This is a genomic window from Pseudomonas oryziphila, assembly GCF_003940825.1.
GTDB classification, from domain to species: domain Bacteria; phylum Pseudomonadota; class Gammaproteobacteria; order Pseudomonadales; family Pseudomonadaceae; genus Aquipseudomonas; species Aquipseudomonas sichuanensis.
On the sequence record NZ_CP034338.1, the window covers coordinates 5,862,310 to 5,878,730 of the forward strand.

16 protein-coding genes are annotated in these 16,421 nt (G+C 66.0%); 5 read left to right on the forward strand and 11 right to left on the reverse strand.

Annotation, left to right across the window (positions count from 1 at the left end):
• Window positions 1-435 precede the first annotated feature (435 nt).
• The 6 genes from EJA05_RS27225 to EJA05_RS27250 all read right to left on the reverse strand — a co-directional run bounded on the left by EJA05_RS27225 (window position 436) and on the right by EJA05_RS27250 (window position 6,513).
• Window positions 436-1,875: an efflux transporter outer membrane subunit gene (locus EJA05_RS27225; protein WP_125861050.1), complete on the reverse strand. Its 1,440-nt coding sequence runs from the start codon at window positions 1,873-1,875 to the stop codon at window positions 436-438.
• Complete coding sequence (locus EJA05_RS27230; RefSeq protein WP_110992052.1) at window positions 1,872-2,747, reverse strand: efflux RND transporter periplasmic adaptor subunit; 876 nt, start codon at window positions 2,745-2,747, stop codon at window positions 1,872-1,874. Before EJA05_RS27230 ends, EJA05_RS27225 begins: the two co-directional genes overlap by 4 nt.
• A complete protein-coding gene (locus EJA05_RS27235; RefSeq protein ID WP_110992051.1) occupies window positions 2,744-2,956 on the reverse strand; it encodes a DUF1656 domain-containing protein in 213 nt (70 codons plus the stop codon). Before EJA05_RS27235 ends, EJA05_RS27230 begins: the two co-directional genes overlap by 4 nt.
• Window positions 2,953-5,040, reverse strand: a complete 2,088-nt coding sequence (locus tag EJA05_RS27240) for an FUSC family protein (RefSeq protein WP_125861052.1) — start codon at window positions 5,038-5,040, stop codon at window positions 2,953-2,955. Before EJA05_RS27240 ends, EJA05_RS27235 begins: the two co-directional genes overlap by 4 nt.
• A complete protein-coding gene (locus EJA05_RS27245) occupies window positions 5,037-5,474 on the reverse strand; it encodes a MarR family winged helix-turn-helix transcriptional regulator (protein WP_125466017.1) in 438 nt (145 codons plus the stop codon). The genes EJA05_RS27240 and EJA05_RS27245 overlap by 4 nt, the downstream gene beginning before the upstream one ends.
• A 127-nt stretch (window positions 5,475-5,601) precedes the next feature.
• On the reverse strand, window positions 5,602-6,513 hold the full coding sequence (locus tag EJA05_RS27250; protein WP_125861054.1) for a LysR substrate-binding domain-containing protein: 912 nt from the start codon (window positions 6,511-6,513) through the stop codon (window positions 5,602-5,604).
• Window positions 6,514-6,643: 130 nt separating this feature from the next.
• On the opposite strand from EJA05_RS27250, the gene ycaC reads away from it, so the two are divergent.
• The 4 genes from ycaC to EJA05_RS27270 all read left to right on the forward strand — a co-directional run bounded on the left by ycaC (window position 6,644) and on the right by EJA05_RS27270 (window position 10,909).
• Window positions 6,644-7,273, forward strand: a complete 630-nt coding sequence (gene ycaC / locus EJA05_RS27255) for an isochorismate family cysteine hydrolase YcaC (RefSeq protein ID WP_110992047.1) — start codon at window positions 6,644-6,646, stop codon at window positions 7,271-7,273.
• Window positions 7,274-7,352: 79 nt separating this feature from the next.
• A complete protein-coding gene (locus tag EJA05_RS27260; RefSeq protein ID WP_125861055.1) occupies window positions 7,353-7,913 on the forward strand; it encodes an antibiotic biosynthesis monooxygenase in 561 nt (186 codons plus the stop codon).
• 42 nt (window positions 7,914-7,955) lie between these two features.
• Complete coding sequence (locus EJA05_RS27265; RefSeq protein WP_125861057.1) at window positions 7,956-8,774, forward strand: alpha/beta fold hydrolase; 819 nt, start codon at window positions 7,956-7,958, stop codon at window positions 8,772-8,774.
• A gap of 161 nt (window positions 8,775-8,935) precedes the next feature.
• Window positions 8,936-10,909, forward strand: coding sequence for an amidohydrolase (locus tag EJA05_RS27270; RefSeq protein ID WP_125861059.1), 1,974 nt, complete (start codon window positions 8,936-8,938; stop codon window positions 10,907-10,909).
• A gap of 146 nt (window positions 10,910-11,055) precedes the next feature.
• Here EJA05_RS27270 and EJA05_RS27275 read toward each other — a convergent pair whose 3' ends face one another.
• Window positions 11,056-11,868 carry a tetratricopeptide repeat protein gene (locus EJA05_RS27275; protein ID WP_125861061.1) on the reverse strand — a complete coding sequence of 271 codons (813 nt, stop codon included), beginning with the start codon at window positions 11,866-11,868 and terminating at the stop codon, window positions 11,056-11,058.
• A gap of 205 nt (window positions 11,869-12,073) precedes the next feature.
• On the opposite strand from EJA05_RS27275, the gene EJA05_RS27280 reads away from it, so the two are divergent.
• Window positions 12,074-12,631 (forward strand): WCX domain-containing protein, encoded by a 558-nt coding sequence (locus EJA05_RS27280; RefSeq protein ID WP_125466023.1) that lies wholly within the window; start codon window positions 12,074-12,076, stop codon window positions 12,629-12,631.
• A gap of 90 nt (window positions 12,632-12,721) precedes the next feature.
• Here the strand turns inward: EJA05_RS27280 and EJA05_RS27285 are convergent, their stop codons facing one another.
• The 4 genes from EJA05_RS27285 to EJA05_RS27300 are packed head-to-tail and all read right to left on the reverse strand — an operon-like array spanning window position 12,722 to window position 16,406.
• Window positions 12,722-13,585 (reverse strand): ABC transporter permease, encoded by an 864-nt coding sequence (locus EJA05_RS27285; protein WP_125861063.1) that lies wholly within the window; start codon window positions 13,583-13,585, stop codon window positions 12,722-12,724.
• Window positions 13,586-13,598: 13 nt separating this feature from the next.
• Window positions 13,599-14,462 (reverse strand): ABC transporter ATP-binding protein, encoded by an 864-nt coding sequence (locus EJA05_RS27290; RefSeq protein WP_125466025.1) that lies wholly within the window; start codon window positions 14,460-14,462, stop codon window positions 13,599-13,601.
• Between the two features lie 6 nt (window positions 14,463-14,468).
• Window positions 14,469-15,488, reverse strand: coding sequence for an ABC transporter substrate-binding protein (locus EJA05_RS27295; RefSeq protein WP_125861065.1), 1,020 nt, complete (start codon window positions 15,486-15,488; stop codon window positions 14,469-14,471).
• Between the two features lie 18 nt (window positions 15,489-15,506).
• The gene (locus EJA05_RS27300) at window positions 15,507-16,406 is read right to left on the reverse strand and encodes a TauD/TfdA dioxygenase family protein (RefSeq protein WP_125861067.1); all 900 of its coding nucleotides are present in this window, start codon (window positions 16,404-16,406) and stop codon (window positions 15,507-15,509) included.
• Between the last annotated feature and the right edge of the window lie 15 nt (window positions 16,407-16,421).

Here is a 16,421-nt window from a genome sequence, read left to right on the forward strand (position 1 = left end):
ATTCCTCGCGCTGGACCGCATCAAGGCCACCAGGTGTTCGCCACAACCCTTGCAGCGCCTATCAGATCGAGCGCCGCCCGCGCGGCGCTTCGCGGGTAAACCCGCTCCCACAGTTTGTTTCGGGCCAGTCTCTCCTGGGCCATTACCTGGTCCGCCTTGTTGGCACGACGCGGTTTCAGCGTGTGCGTTGCCGCCGCCCCACATGGCTCAAGACATGCACCAAGGCAGGTGGCGGTACTTTCACAGGAATAATTGGCCCGAAACAAACTGTGGGAGCGGGTTTACCCGCGAAGCGCCGCGCGGGCGGCGCTCGATCTCATAAGCGCTGCAAGGGTTGTGGCGAGCACCTGTATGCCCTGATGCAATCAACAGCCAGGCACCTGGCGGCCCTGATGCAACCATCGGCCAGACATCTACCCACGCAGCCTACCTACATCAGTTGGTTGAGGCTTTCTCTAGAGGCTTGGCACTACCCTTCCACCCCCCACCCAACGCCAGAAACACCCCAATCTGACCCATCGCCACCTGGCTGTTCGCCGCCGCCAACTGCGCCCGCACATCGGTATAGGTCCGCGTCGCCTGCAGATCAGCCAGGAACGACTCACGCCCCACCTGGTAACGCAGATGCGTCTGGTCCGCCGACTCTTTCGCCGAACGCTCAGCCTCAGCCAGCGCATCACGCCGATCGAGCAAGGCGCTGTACTGCGCCAGCCGCGTCTGTGTCTCACGAATGGCGTTCAGCACCACCCCATCGAACTGCGCCAGCGCCGCCTGAGTCGAGGCTTCCGCCATGCGAATACGCGCACGGGTGCCGTTGGTGGGAATATTCCAACTGATCTGCGGGCCAAAACCCCAACGGTTGGTGGAAGGCTCACCGAGGTTTTCAAGAATACCGATGGTCCCCACCTGTGCCCCAATGCTGATGTCCGGATAAAGCGCACCAGTGGCCACGCCGATATTCGCGGTCGCAGCCGCCAACTGGCGCTCGGCCTGGCGCACATCGGGGCGGCGTTTGAGCAAGGCGGCGCCATCACCCACCGGGATCAGCTGCGCAAGGTGCGGCAGCTCGGCGCAATCGGCAGTACCCGCCGGCAACTGCTCGACCGGCCTGGCCAGCAACGCGGCCAGGGTGTACAGGCCCGTTTCGCGCTCGGCCTTGAAGCGCGGCAGTTCCGCCCGCAGCGACTTGAACTGGGTCTGCGAGCGGGTGACCTGGGTCTCGTCGCCACGGCCAGCGTCGCGCAAGCGCTGTGTCAGCTGCACGCCCTGCTGCTGCAGGTCCAGCGACTCACGGGCAATGTGGTACTCCTCGTTCGCCGAACACACCTGGGTGTAGGCCTTGACCACATCGGCCACCAGGGTGATGCGCGCGGTGTCGGCAGCGGCCTGCACCGCGTCGGCGTTGGCCTTGGCGGCCTCGGTGCCGCGCTTGAAGGTGCCCCACAGGTCGAACTGGTAGCTGACGCTCAGCAGCGCCTCGCCGATATTGGCCACCGGCACTTTCTCCGGCAGCAGGAAGGCTTCGCCGGACTCCTGCAAGCGCTGGGCACCGGCCTTGATGCCGCCATTGAAACCGCCCTGGGACTCGGCCACTTCCACCTGGGCACGGGCCTTGGCGATGTTGGCGGCGGCCACGCGCAATTCGGTGTTGGCGCTCAGGGCCTGGCGCACCAGTTCGTTGAGGCGTTGATCCTGGTACAGCTGCCACCAGTCCTCGGGCACCGGTGCCGACACCACGCTGTCGGCATCCTGGCGCAACGGGCCGTTGAGGTCGCTGCGCTGCACGGCGGCGTCCTTGGGCACTTGGTAGTTGGGTCCGACCATCATGCAGGCGCCGAGGGACAGGCTAAGCCCCACCAGGATCAGCTGTTTCATGGGCGCTGGCCCTCGATGATCGACACCGTGGCAGTGCGCCCGGCAATCATGCGGAAGTCCGCCGGCACCTCGTCGAAGGTGATGCGCACCGGAATCCGCTGGGCCAGGCGCACCCAGCTGAACGCCGGGTTGACGTTGGGCAGCAGGTTGGCGCCGCTGCTGCGGTCGCGGTCTTCGATGCCGGCGGACAGGCTTTCGACACGGCCGCGCAGGCGGGTGTTGTCGCCCATCACGCGGATGTCCACGGCATCGCCGATATGGATGCCGCCGAGCTTGGTCTCTTCGAAATAGCCATCGACGTGGTACGAGGCGCTGTCGACCACCGACAGCACCGGGCGGCCGGCGCTGACGAACTCGTGGGCGCGCGGGGCGCGGTCGTTGAGGTAACCGTCCACCGGGCTGCGCACCACCGAACGGTCGAGGTTGAGCTGGGCCAGGTCCACCTGCACCTGGGCCTGATTGACCGCCGAGCGGGCGCGGGCCTCGCGCGACTGGCTCTCTTCCAACTGCTCGGCCGCCACCAGGTTGCCCAGCTTGCGGTTGCGCTGCGCCTCGCGGGAGGCCTGGGCCAGGGTTTCCTGGCGCTCGGCCAGGGTCGCCTTGGCCTGGCGCAGGGCCAGGCTGAAGCGGTCCTGGTCGATGGTGAACAGCACGTCGCCGCGCTTGATGGTCTGGTTGTCGCGCACCTCGACCTTCTGGATCAGCCCGGACACATCCGGGGCGATCTGGATCACGTCGGCACGGATATGCCCGTCGCGGGTCCAGGGGGCGAACATGTAGTACACCACCATCTGCCACACGAGCACGGCGGCGAAGGTCACTACCAGCAAGGTCAGGACCACGCGGCCCAGGGTCAGCAAAGGTTTTTTCATGGCAGCATCAGGCTTCGGCAAAAGTGGTCGACCGCGCCCAGCAGCACGGCATACAGGGCAACGTTGAACAGCGCCCGGTGCCAGACCAGGCGGTAGAAATGCACGCGCACCAGCAGCGCGTGCACCCCCAGGAACAACAGGTAGGTCGCAAACATCATCACCAGCAGCGTGGGCAGGAACACCCCGCTGATATCCAGTTCACCTATCACAGGGGCGCTCCATCGAGGCCGGGGGGCAGTTGCGTTTGTTCAGTGGGTTCGAGCATCACCTCCACCCCCGGCAACAGGGCCAGGCGCAGGCCACTCAGGGCGTGCAGCAGGTGGGTGCGGGCATCGCCGCGCTCGTACAGTTCGTCCAGGTTCAGCGCCAGGCGCGCCCGCTCCATGTTGCGCAGCAGCGCTGCCGGGGCATGCAGGCGTTCGCCGGCGCGCAGGCAGGTGGCGTAGTGGCCGCCGACCTCTTCGATCACCGTCTGCAGGCGCTCGCGGGCCTGGCTGCCTGCGCGCGGCAGGTAGGCCAGCAGGTCGAGCAGGTTCAGCCCCACGCGCAGGTCGCGCAGCGCCACGCCGCTGTCCTGGCCGGTCTGTGACAGGCGCGGCAGGTGCTGCATCAGGCGGTCGAGCATCTGCACGCCGACCTGGCGGTGTTCGGCGAGGGTGGCCGGCGCGGTCATCTCGACGATGTCGCGCCAGGCGAAGCGGGTCATGCGCTTGGCCGCCAGCTCCACGCCGAACGGGCGCACCACGATGGTCCAGAGGAAGGCGAACAGCAGCCCCACCGGCCCCGCCAGGTTGGCGTTGAGGAAGGTGAAGAAGTCGGCGTCGTAGGCGCCCTGGATGCTGATGAAGGTCGAGGTGTTGACGATGGTCAGCAAGGTGCCCAGGTAGAAACGCGGCTGCACGGTGAGGGTGCCGACGCAGATGAACGGCACGGCAAAGGCCAGCACCAGCATGGCGAAGTCATGCAGGTTGGGCAGTACCAGGAACAGGTACAGGCTGGAGAAGATCACCGACATCAAGGTCCAGAAGAAGAACCGGTAGATCTGCGGCGCCGGGTCGTCCATGGCGGCGAAGAAACTGCACGACACGGCGGCGAGGATCACCGCGCTGGCGCCGTCGTTCCAGCCCAGGCCGATCCACAGGCCGCAGGCGACGACGATGGCGGTGACGGTGGAGAACACCGAGTAGAGCATCAGGCCACGGTCAAAGAAGGGGGTCAGCCGGCCCAGCCGCCAGTGCCGATACACCGCCCGCCAGGGCTTGGCGTCGTCGCTGCGCAGGGCGTGCTGCAGGGTGCAGCAGTCCTGCCACAGGTCGGCCCACTCGGTCAGGCGGAAGAGCGCATTGGACAACAGCAGCTCGGCGCGCTGGTCGAGGGCGGCGGCGCCGGGTTGCAGGCGATCGATCTGCTCGTGCAGGGCGGTCCAGCGGGCCACCGAGGCGCTGTCGGCGGTGCCCTTGAGCCATTCGCGGGCGGCCGTCAGCACCGGCTGCAACTGGGCGAACTGCACAGGGGCGCGGCCTTCAAGGGCGATCAGGGCGTCGTCGAGGGCATCGATCACCGGCAGCAGGTGGATCATCCGCCCGCGCAGTTCGCGGGCGTTCTTCAAGGTGTGCGGGCCGGCGCCTTCGTGGCCGAGCTGGCCGATCATCAGCTCCAGCGAGTTGAAGGTGGCGACCATCGCCCCGCGCATGCCGCCGACCTTGTCGGCGCTGGCTTCTCGGGCCAGGTAGGTATCGCTGTAGCGGATCGCCTCGCTGAACCAGCTGCCGGTCGCGCCGACCACCACCGGCGCCAGCCGGCGCGGCCAGAACACCGCGCCGACCACCGCCGCGCAGACGATGCCCAGGCAGATTTCCTGGGCCCGGGACGAGGCCACGTCGAACACCGCCAGCGGGTTGTCGACCACGGCCAGGGCGATCATCGGCATCGTGTAGCCGGCCAGCATCAGCACGTAGTTGTTGGCGGTGCGCAGGTTCAGCGAGAGGAACAGCAGGGTGCCGGTCCACAGCGCGACGGCGATGCTCAGCAGCAACGGCGACTGCACCAGCAGCGGCACGAAAAAGATCGCCGCACCCGCGCCCAGCAGTGTGCCGAGTGCACGGTACAGCGCCTTGGAGGTGGTGGGGCCGAGGAATGGGCTGGAGACGATGTACACCGTGGCCATCGCCCAGTACGGGCGCGGCAACTGCATCAGCAGGGCGATGTACAGGGCGATCATGGACGCGGCGAAGGTGCGCACGCCGTAGAACCAGTCGCGGGCCGGGGGCACCGAGCTGAAGAAGCCGTTCATGGGGTGAGGCCCGCGTCTTCGAACACGCGGATCACCCGCAGGGTGGCTTCCAGGTCGGCCTGGTCGATGCCCTGCAGCAACTCGCGGCGCAGGCGCACCAGTTCGCCTTCGATCGACTCGGCCAGGGCGCGGCCCGTGGCGGTCAGGCTCAGGGCCTTGGCGCGGCGGTCCAGCGGGTCCTCGCTGCGCAGCACCAGGCCCGCCTTGCACAGCTGGTCGAGCAGGCGCACCAGCGACGGGCTTTCCAGGCCGGCGGCCTGGGCCACCGCCACCTGGTGCACGCCATCGCCCAGGCGCACGATCATCAGCAACGGCACGGCGCAGGCTTCGGAGATGCCATAGCCGGTCAAGGCGCCCTGGCACAGGCGACGCCAATGCCGGGCGGCCACGACCATGCCGCTGCTGATTTTCATGTGCAGAGCGTCAAGTGACATAGGAGGAACCGAGGATATTCATAGTTTGCTAACTATCAATATACGCCCTGCCCTCCCCCTGCCGTCAACCGGGCCTGACCGCAGGCGAAGATGAAAAGTTGTTCATCCTCGCGCCAGACCCGCGCCGTCAGGCCATGTCGCTGGTGGCGAATTCCTCGGCCAGGTGGTCGATCAGCGCGCGCACCGACGGCAACAACCCGCGCCGTGACGGGAAGATCGCATGGACGATGCCGCAGCGCGGGTGCCATTGCGGCAGCAGCTCCACCAGCCTGCCCGCGGCCAGGTCCTCACGCACCGCCACCCGTGGCAGGTGGGCGATGCCCACCCCGGCCACCACGAAATGGCGCAGGGCAAACAGGTCGTCGCTGACCATGCGCGGCGTATGCGGGATGACCAGGCTGTGCTGCTGGTCCTCGCCCTGGAACAGCTCCCACTGGTATTCGCGCTGGGCGCCGCCCCAGTGCAGGCTGGGCAGCGTGCCCAGTTGCTGCGGGTCGAAGCCCGCCGGCAGTTGTTCGAGGAACGCGGGGTGCCCGACCAGGCACTGGGTGCTGTTGCTCAGCACCTTCATCACCATGTCGGTGTTCTCCAGCGGCGGGAAGCGCACCCGCAGCGCCAGGTCGAAGCCTTCGTGCAGCAGGTCGACGCGGCGGTTGGTGCTCTCGATGAACAGCTCCACCTGCGGGTACTTGAGCATGTAGCGGGTGAGCATCGGCCCGACCCAGGAATTGAGCAGGGTGGTCGGGCAACTGATGCGCACCAGCCCGCGCGGCTCGCTGCGGTTGCGCTCGATGATTTCGGCGGCGCCCTCGGCCTCCACGCGCATGGCCAGGCAACGGTTGTAGTAGGCCTGGCCGATCTCGGTCAGCGAACAGTGCCGGCTGGTGCGGTGCAGCAGGCGCACGCCCAGGCGCTCCTCCAGGTCGGCGATGCGCCGGCTGAGCTTGGACTTGGGCATGTCCAGCGCCCGCCCGGCCGGGGCGAAGCCGCCGTGCTCCACCACCTGGGTGAAGTAGTACAGGGAGTTGAGGTCTTCCATTGATCGTTCACCAAATAGAACGCTAGAGGCAATTTTTGCAGTCTACCGCGCCAAAGGTGATGAATCTAATCTTTGCTCATCAACGCGAAACACCCCACCCAGTGAACGACACACCCTAAGGAGCACGACCATGGCTAACTTCAAATACAACCGCCTGAACAAAGACGACGCCGCCGTACTGCTGGTGGATCACCAGGCTGGCCTGCTGTCGCTGGTGCGCGACATCGAGCCGGACCGCTTCAAGAACAACGTGCTGGCCCTGGCCGACCTGGCCAAGTACTTCAACCTGCCGACCATCCTCACCACCAGCTTCGAGCAAGGCCCCAACGGCCCGCTGGTACCGGAACTCAAGGCCCTGTTCCCCGACGCGCCGTACATCGCCCGCCCAGGCCAGATCAACGCCTGGGACAACGAAGACTTCGTCAAGGCCGTGAAAGCCACCGGCAAGAAGCAACTGATCATCGCCGGCGTGGTAACCGAGGTATGCGTGGCCTTCCCGGCGCTGGCGGCCCTGGAAGAAGAGTTCGAAGTGTTCGTGGTGACCGACGCCTCCGGCACCTTCAACGAAATGACCCGCGACGCGGCGCACGACCGCATGAGCCAGGCCGGCGCGCAACTGATGACCTGGTTCGGCGTGGCCTGTGAGCTGCACCGCGACTGGCGCAACGACGTCGAAGGCCTGGCCGCGCTGTTCAGCAACCACATCCCTGACTACCGCAACCTGATGACCAGCTACAACACCCTGACCGCCGGCAAGTAACCCGCCAGCCGCCTGGCGCCCTCGAGGCGCCAGGCGGCCCGGCACACCCCGTCAACGCAGCTCACGCCAGGGCCCGCCGATGAACACTCCGCACAACCGCAACGTCGTCACGCTGGTGATCCAGCACAAGGTCCGCGCCCAGGCGCTGGCGCCCTACGAGGCTTGGCTCAAGCATGCGGTGAGCACCGCACGCCAGCAGCCGGGCCACCTGGACGTCAACGTGATCCGCCCGGACGACGGTGGCCGGCAGTTCACCACCATCGTGCGGTTCGCCGACGCCGACCTGCTGCAGGCCTGGGTCAATTCGGCCGAGCGCCAGGCGCTGGTCAGTGAAGTACTGCCACTGCTTGAAGATGGCGACCAGACCCAGGTGCATGACGATCCGGAGTTCTGGTTCACCCCGCCCAGCACCCGCGCCGCGCCACCGCCGCGCTGGAAGCAGGCCGTGCTTACCTACCTGGTGATCTGCCCCATGACCCTGCTGATCCCGCAACTGCTGGCGCCGCTGTTCGCCCGCTACCCGCTGCTGGCTGGCCCTATCAGCGGCAACCTGATCACCAACCTGTTCGTCATCCTGCCCGTGGTGTTCTACATCATGCCCTGGGTGACCCGCCGCTGCGCCGCCTGGCTGCGTGGCTGAAAGTTTTCTCACTGCCTCACTCGAATTTCAGGAGATACCGACATGAGCACACTCGTTACCCGCGATGGCACCTCGATCCACTACAAGGACTGGGGCAGTGGCAAACCCGTCCTGTTCAGCCACGGCTGGCCACTGGACGCCGACATGTGGGATTCGCAGATGGAGTACCTGGCCAGCCGCGGCTACCGCACCATCGCGTTCGACCGCCGGGGTTTCGGGCGCTCCAGCCAGCCTTGGACTGGCTACGACTACGACACCTTCGCCGATGACATCGCCCAGTTGATCGAACACCTCGACCTGCGCGAGGTGACCTTGGTGGGCTTCTCCATGGGCGGTGGCGACGTCAGCCGTTATATCGCCAGGCACGGCAGCGAGCGCATCGCCGGCCTGGTGTTGCTGGGTGCGGTAACGCCGGTGTTCGGCAAGCGCGACGACAACCCGGACGGCGTCGACAGTGCGGTATTCGACGGCATCAAGGCCGGCCTGCGGGCAGACCGGGCACAGTTCATCGCCGACTTCGCCACGCCCTTCTATGGCATCAACCATGGCCAGCAGGTGTCCCAGGGCGTGCAGACCCAGACCTTGAACATTGCGTTGCTGGCGTCGATCAAGGGCACCCTGGACTGCGTGAGCGCTTTCTCCGAAACCGATTTCCGCCCGGACATGGCCAAGATCGATGTGCCGACCCTGGTCATCCACGGTGACGACGACCAGATCGTGCCGTTCGAGAGCACTGGCAGGAAAGCTGCAGAGCTGATCCGCGGTGCCGAGCTGAAGGTGTACGCAGGGGCGCCCCATGGCTTTGCCGTGACCCATGCGCAGCAGCTCAATGAAGACCTGCTGGCCTTCCTGAGTCGCTGAAAAGCGGGGGCCGCTTTGCGGCCCATCGCCGGCAAGCCGGCTCCCACAGGGGCTGCGCAGACTTGTGGGAGCCGGCTTGCCGGCGATGGGCCGGAGCAGGCAGCACAAAACCTGATCAAGGCTAACCTTCACCCGCCTGCCGCAGCCCGATGGAGAACACCATGTCCCAGGACCCTAACGACAAGAGCCGCCGCCAGTTCCTCGCCACCAGCACCGTGCTCGGCGCCGCTGGCGCACTCTGGTCGGCCCTGCCCTTCAGCGGCTACGCCACTGCATCCACCCAAGGAGGCTCCATGACCGCCGACCTCATCCTGTTCAACGGCAAACTGCACACCGTCGACCGTGAAAACCCCACTGCCACCGCCGTCGCCATCAAGGACGGCAAGTTCATCGCGGTGGGCAACGATGCCCAGGCCATGGCCCACAAAGGCGCCACCACGCAGATCATCGACCTCAAACAGCGCACGGTGATCCCGGGGCTCAATGACTCGCACCTGCACCTGATCCGCGGCGGCCTCAACTACAACCTGGAACTGCGCTGGGAAGGCGTGCCATCGGTGGCCGACGCCCTGCGCATGCTCAAGGACCAGGCGGCCCGCACGCCGACCCCGCAGTGGGTACGGGTGGTCGGCGGCTGGAACGAATTCCAGTTCGCCGAAAAGCGCATGCCCACCCTGGAAGAAATCAACCAGGCCGCCCCCGACACCCCGGTGTTCCTGCTGCACCTGTATGACCGTGCCCTGCTCAACCGCGCCGCGCTCAAGGCGGTGGGCTACAGCAAGGACACGCCCAACCCGCCGGGTGGCGAGATCCAGCGCGACAAGTTCGGCAACCCGACCGGCATGCTCATCGCCCGGCCCAACGCGATGATCCTCTACGCCACCCTGGCCAAGGGGCCGAAGCTGCCGCTGGAGTACCAGGTCAACTCGACCCGCCAGTTCATGCGCGAGCTCAACCGCCTGGGCCTGACCAGCGCCATCGATGCCGGCGGCGGTTATCAGAACTTCCCCGACGACTACTCGGTGATCCAGGAGCTGGCCGACAACAACCAGCTGACCGTGCGCATCGCCTACAACCTGTTCACCCAGAAGCCCAAGGAAGAGCTGGACGATTTCAAGAAGTGGACCGCCAGCGTCAAGCTGCACAGCGGCACCGACTTCCTGCGCCACAACGGTGCCGGCGAGATGCTGGTGTTCTCCGCCGCCGACTTCGAGGACTTCCTCGAACCGCGCCCGGACCTGCCGCAGACCATGGAAGAAGAGCTGGAACCTGTGGTGCGCCACCTGGTGGAACAACGCTGGCCGTTCCGCCTGCACGCCACCTACAACGAATCGATCACGCGCATGCTCGACGTGTTCGAGAAGGTCAACCGCGACATCCCGTTCAATGGCCTGCCGTGGTTCTTCGATCACGCCGAGACCATCACCCCGCAGAACATCGAGCGTGTTCGAGCGCTGGGCGGCGGCATCGCCATCCAGGACCGCATGGCCTTCCAGGGCGAATACTTCGTCGAGCGCTATGGCGCCAAGGCGGCCGAGCAGACCCCACCAATCCAGCGCATGCTCGACATGGGCGTGCCAGTGGGTGCCGGTACCGACGCCACCCGCGTGTCCAGCTACAACCCGTGGACCTCGCTGTACTGGCTGGTCAGCGCCAAGACCGTGGGCGGCATGGCGCTTTACCCCGAAGGCCTGAGCCGCGACACCGCGCTGCAGCTGTTCACCCAGGGCAGCGCCTGGTTCTCCAGCGAGCAGGGCAAGAAAGGCCAGATCAAGGTGGGCCAGCTGGCGGACCTGGCGGCGTTGTCGCTGGATTTCTTCAGCGTTGATGAAGAGGCCATCAAGGGCATCGAGTCGGTGCTGACGGTGGTCGATGGCAAGGTGGTGTACGGCGCTGCCGAGTTCGACAAGCTGGGCCCGCCACAGGTACCGGTGCTGCCCGAGTGGTCACCTGTGGCCAAGGTGCCGGGGCACTGGCGCGTGGGTACGCCATCGCTGGCGGCCGTCGTGCACCAGTGTTCAGGGCCATGCGGGGTGCATGCGCACAGCCATGAACAGGCGCGCCACTCCAAGGTGCCGATCAGCGACTTCCAGGGGTTCTGGGGGGCATTGGGTTGTTCGTGCTTTGCGTTCTGAGGTGACGGGATGCTCAGTTGAGCGATTTTGGGCCGCGCTGCGGCCCTTTCGCCGGCAAGCCGGCTCCCACAGGTACAGCGCATGCCTCAAGTTTGACGCGATTCCTGTGGGAGCTGGCTTGCCAGCGATGGGCTGCACCCATGCCCTCAACGCTGAACCTGGTCTTCCAGTTTCATGGTCAGCGCCAGGGTGCTGCCCAGCTGGATCGCCTGGTCACGCCAGCTCTGATAGCGCGCCGTGTCGCGGCTGCTGAAGTGCACCGCCAGTTCCTCGGCGGCCTGCATCACCCCGGTGGCCGCTGCCAGCTCCAGCCAGTACAGGGCAGCCCTGGTATCCGCTGCCACGTACAGCCCATGCAGCAAGCGATAACCCACCTCGAAACGGCAACGCGTCTCGCCGCGTTGTGCCCCGCGCAGGAACCAGTGGTAAGCCTCGAGCGGGTCCACCTGCCATGGCGGCTCACCGTCGCACACCTCTTCTTCGTACAGGTCGCCCAGCGCCGCCGCCGCATGCAGCATGCCGCGCTCGAAGGCATGGCGGTAATACTCGGCGGCGTTGGTATAAGACACTTCCACGCCCTTGCCGAAATAGTGCTGCTGGCCCAGGTTGAACCAGGCAACGGCATTGCCCTGCAAAGCCGCCATGCGCAGCAGGTGCCCGGCCAGCACGGTATCGCCGCGCCAATACTTGCCGTTGAGCCAGATCCAGCCCAGGTCGTTGAGCGCCGCCACGTTGCCGAGCAGCGCCTGGCTGCACAGGTCGGCGTACACCGCCTGCAGGTCGGCAGCTTCATCCAGCCGGTCGATCAGGCCGAAGCGCTCACCGCCCTGCAGTGCCTGGCTCGGCATGCCGACCCCGACGAACAGCCGCTGGCGCTGGCCCGGCAATGCCGGTACCGGCGCGATGCGCTCGGGCAGCAGCCGCGCGAGCAGCGAATGGATATTGCTGGCAGCAGACATGTTCATCCTCATTGAACGGCGCACAGCTCCGGGCTTTGCCGTGATGGGGCGTGATTCTGCGCGACGACACGACAAAACCTGTCGCGAACGATCCAGCGCCAGGCAACCAATTGTCTGTTCCTTGATCTGAGCAGGCCGTGGCCAATTGCCATGACCTGCCCGTGCCGCCATTCTATGGCGGCAAGCCTAGACAAGGACGTTTCCTTTGCCGTTCGCCACCACCCGCGCCACCCTTAGCCGCCAATGGGCACTTCTGCGCCAGTTGCCCAGCCGCTCCCCCGGGACCACCAGCGCAGAACTGGTGTGGCGCCTGCGTGACGTGGGCTTCAACGTCAGCAAGCGCACCGTCGAGCGCGACCTCAACGAGCTGTCGCTGATCTTCCCGCTGGAACGCAACGACAAGAGCATCCCGTTTGGCTGGCACTGGTCGGCCAATGCCGGCAGCGAGCTGCGCGGCAATTTCGATCTGCAGGGGTATTTGCGCAGCGATACGTTGCAACCGGCCCAGGATGAGGGCGTGGAACTGCAAGCCTGGGTCAGCGACCCGCTGGCGCGGCAACTGCGCGAAGCGCCGCTGACCGGCGATATGCAACTGACGGCGCTGGAGCAGGGGCACCGGCTAAGGGCAACGGTGATCGATGGCTGGCCGTTGCGCTGGTGGCTGCTGAGCCAGGGGGAAGGGTTGGTGGTGGAGTTGCCACTGGCGTTGCGTGAGGAAATTGGCCGGACCCTGGCCAATGCGGCGGCGCAGTACCAGGTGTAGTGGCCTGTAGCGGCCCTATCGCGGGGCAAGCCCGCTCCCACGGTATTCGTAGGAGCGGGCTTGCCTCGCGATAGGGCCGGCCCAGGACGACTACCGCTGCATGCCCCAACGCCGCACGGTCAGCCGCTCCAGGGTATTGAACACCAGCCCTTCCACCAGCAACCCGATCAGGATCACCACCGCCAACCCGGCGAACACCTTGTCGGTATACAGCTCGTTGCGGTTCTGGAAGATGTACCAGCCCAGCCCGCCCTTGCCGCTGCTGGCGCCAAACACCAACTCGGCGGCGATCAAGGTGCGCCAGGCGAAGGCCCAGCCGATCTTCAGCCCCGACAGGATCGACGGCAGCGCCGCCGGCACCAGGATATGCAGCACCAGGCGCAAGCCGCGCAGGCCGTAATTGCGCCCAGCCATGCGCAGGGTTTCGGACACGCCGAGAAAGCCCGCGTAAGTGTTCAGTGCCAGCGCCCACAGCACCGAATGCACCAGCACGAAGATCAGGCTGTTGTCGCCCAGCCCGAACCACAGCAACGCCAGCGGCAGCAGGGCGATGGCCGGCAGCGGGTTGAACATCGAGGTCAGGGTGCCCAGCAAGTCGCGCCCCAGTTGGGTCGACACCGCCAGGCTGGTCAGGCCGAAGGCCAGGACGATCCCCAGTACGTAGCCCTTGAGCAGCACCACCAGCGACACGCCGACCTTGGTGAATATCTCGCCGCTGAGCAGCCCCTCCGCCAACGCCGTAGCCGTCTGCACAAAGCTTGGCAACAGCAGGTCGTTGTCGGTGAAGCGCGCCACCAGTTCCCACACCCCGGCCAGCAGCACCAGGATCATCGCCTTGCGCAGCCAGCCTTGCTGCCACAGGCGCTGGGCCAGCGGCAGATCACGTTCCAGCGGCACCCCGGGCAGGGGCTGCAACTGCACTTCGTATTCCTGGCGAACAGCTGTCGTCGTCATGCCAAGGCTCCTGTCAGTAGGCGATGCGGATGTCGTTGAAGCCAAGGTCGCTGGCCTGTGCCGGCGCCTCGTCTTCGTCGAACAGCAAGCGGTGGATGCGCCGGGCACTGGCCTGGAAGTCGCTGCCGCCCAGGCTGCCGAGATCGTACTGGTGGCTGTGCACTTCGGCCCGCACCCGGCCCGGGTGCGGCGACAGCAGCAGGATGCGGTTGCCCACCACCAGCGCTTCTTCGATGGAGTGGGTGACGAACAGCAAGGTGAAGCGCACTTCCTCCCACAGCAGCAGCAACTCTTCCTGCATCTTGCGCCGGGTCAGGGCATCGAGCGCGGCAAAGGGCTCGTCCATCAGCAGGATCTTCGGCTGGGTCGCCAGCGCCCGGGCAATCGCCACCCGGGCCTTCATGCCGCCGGACAGGGTGTGTGGATAGGCATCGGCGAACGCCGCCAGGCCGACCTTTTCCAGATAGTGCAAGGCGCGCTCCTCGGCCTCGGCGCGCTTGAGCTGGCCGGACACCAGCAGCGGGAACATCACGTTCTGCTTCACCGTCTTCCACGGCGGCAGCTGATCAAACTCCTGGAACACCACGATACGGTCCGGCCCGGGGCCGCGTACCGGCTGGCCTTGCAAAAGGATCTGCCCTTCACGGGGCTCGATGAACCCGGCCACGGCCTTGAGCAAGGTGGACTTGCCGCAGCCGGAGGGGCCGAGCAGCACGAAGCGGTCGGCGCGGTCGACTTCGAAACTGACCTGGTGGGTGGCCCGCACCACGCGCTGCGCGGTGCGGTATTCGAGGCTCAGGTTGTCCACCGCCAGCAGCGGTGGGGTGGCGACACGGCTCAGGTTGCTGGCCGTGTGGCCTGGCAATGGGGCGGTCATGGTCGGTCAGCTCCCCTGCAACGGGCGTTCATCCTGGAAGAAGTAGTCCTTCCACGACGCCGGCTTGTTCTTGATCGCACCGACGCGGTAGAGGAAGTCGGCCAGCTTGTAGGTGTTCTTCGGGGTCACGGTGAATTCGTACTGCGGGTTGTCGATCAGCTTGATCAGCGCGTCGCGGTCGATTTTGGCCTTGGTCACGCGGATGTAGGTGTCGGCGGCGGCCGCCTTGTCCTTCTGGGCAAAGTCGGCGGCTTCGGCCAGGGCATCGACGAAGGCTTTGTAGGTCTTGGGGTTGTCCTTGCGGAATTTCTCGGTAGCGAACAGCAGGGTCGGCGAGTTGGGGCCGAGCAGGTCATAGCTGTTGAGCACCACGTGGACATTCTTGTTGGCCAGCACCTGGTCCTGGAACGGCGGGTTAGAGAAGTGCCCGTTGAGCTCGGTGCCGCCAGCCAGCAATGCGGCGGTGGCATCCGGGTGCGGCACGGCCAGGGTGTACTTGTCGAGGCGGTTGTACTCCTTGTCGCCCCACTGCTGCGCGGCGGCATATTGCAGGAAGCGCGATTGCACCGAAACACCCACCGCCGGCACGGCGATACGGTCCTTTTCGCTGATGTCGGCGATGGTCTTCACGTTGGGGTTGCTGCTGACCAGGTAGTACGGGAAGTTGCCCAGCGAGGCCACGGCCTTGACGTTCTGCCGGCCTTTGGTGCGGTCCCACACGGTGAGCAGCGGGCCGACGCCGGCGCCGGCGATATCCACCGAGCCGGACAGCAATGCGTCGTTGATCGCCGCGCCGCCCGAGAGCTGGGCCCAATCGACGGCGATGTCGATGCCCTGCTCCTTGCCGTGCTTTTCGATCAGTTGCTGGTCACGTACCACGTTGAGCAGCAGGTAGACGATGCCGAACTGCTCGGCGATGCGGATCTTGCCCTCGGCGTGGGCCACGGTCGGCGCCGCGAGGCTGCCTACAACCAGACTGGCGCCCAGGCCGATGCTTGCCGCCAGGCGGCTGATGGATTTGCGCATGATGTTTTTCCTCAGTCGTCAGTACGGGGCGTCGCCCTGGATGGTGGTGCGGTACAGCTTGCGCCGCAGGTGCGCGGGGCAGCCGGTGGCCAGGTGGATCAGCGAGCGGTTGTCCCAGAACACCAGGTCATGGGGCTGCCACTGATGGCGGTAGATGTTCTGTTCGAGCACGCTCAGGGCGTACAGCTGCTGCAGCACGTCGCGGCTTTCGTCATCGGGCAGGCCGACGATGCGGGTGGTGAAGCCTTCGCTGACGAACAGCGCCTGGCGCCCGTTCTCCGGGTGGGTGCGCACCACCGGGTGGATGACTTCCTGCACCTGGGCCAACTGCTCGGCGCTCAAGGTCGGGCGCCAGTTGCCTTCGAACTTGGTCTCGGCATAACGCGCGGTGTAGGAGTGGGCGGCGTCACGGCCCTTGATGACCTTGCGCAGGGCATCGGGCACGGCGTCCCAGGCCTTGTGCATGTCGGCGAACAGGGTGTCGCCGCCCTCGCTGGGCAGCTCCTGGGCATGCAGCATCGAACCCAGGCTCGGCAGTTCCTTGTACGACAGGTCCGAATGCCAGAACTTGCCGGCATCGCCCAGGCCGATGTTGGCACCGCCCTCGATGATGTTGGACACGATCAGGATCTCGGGGTGGCCGGCCAGCAGGAACTGTTTGAGCACGTGGATCTGCAGTTCGCCGAAGCGGCGGCTGAAGGCGATCTGTTGCTCGGGGGTGATGCGCTGGTCGCGGAACACCAGTACGTGGTGGTCCAGGTGGGCGCGATGGATTCGGTTGAAATCCTCGGCGTTGACCGGTCGGGTCAGGTCGAGGCCGACGATCTCGGCGCCGACGGCACCTGTGAACGGGCGGATTTCGAAGGTTTGCGGCAAGGCGCTGTCGATGGTCGACAAGGCGTTCGAGGCGGCTGGCATTGTTCACTCCCACGC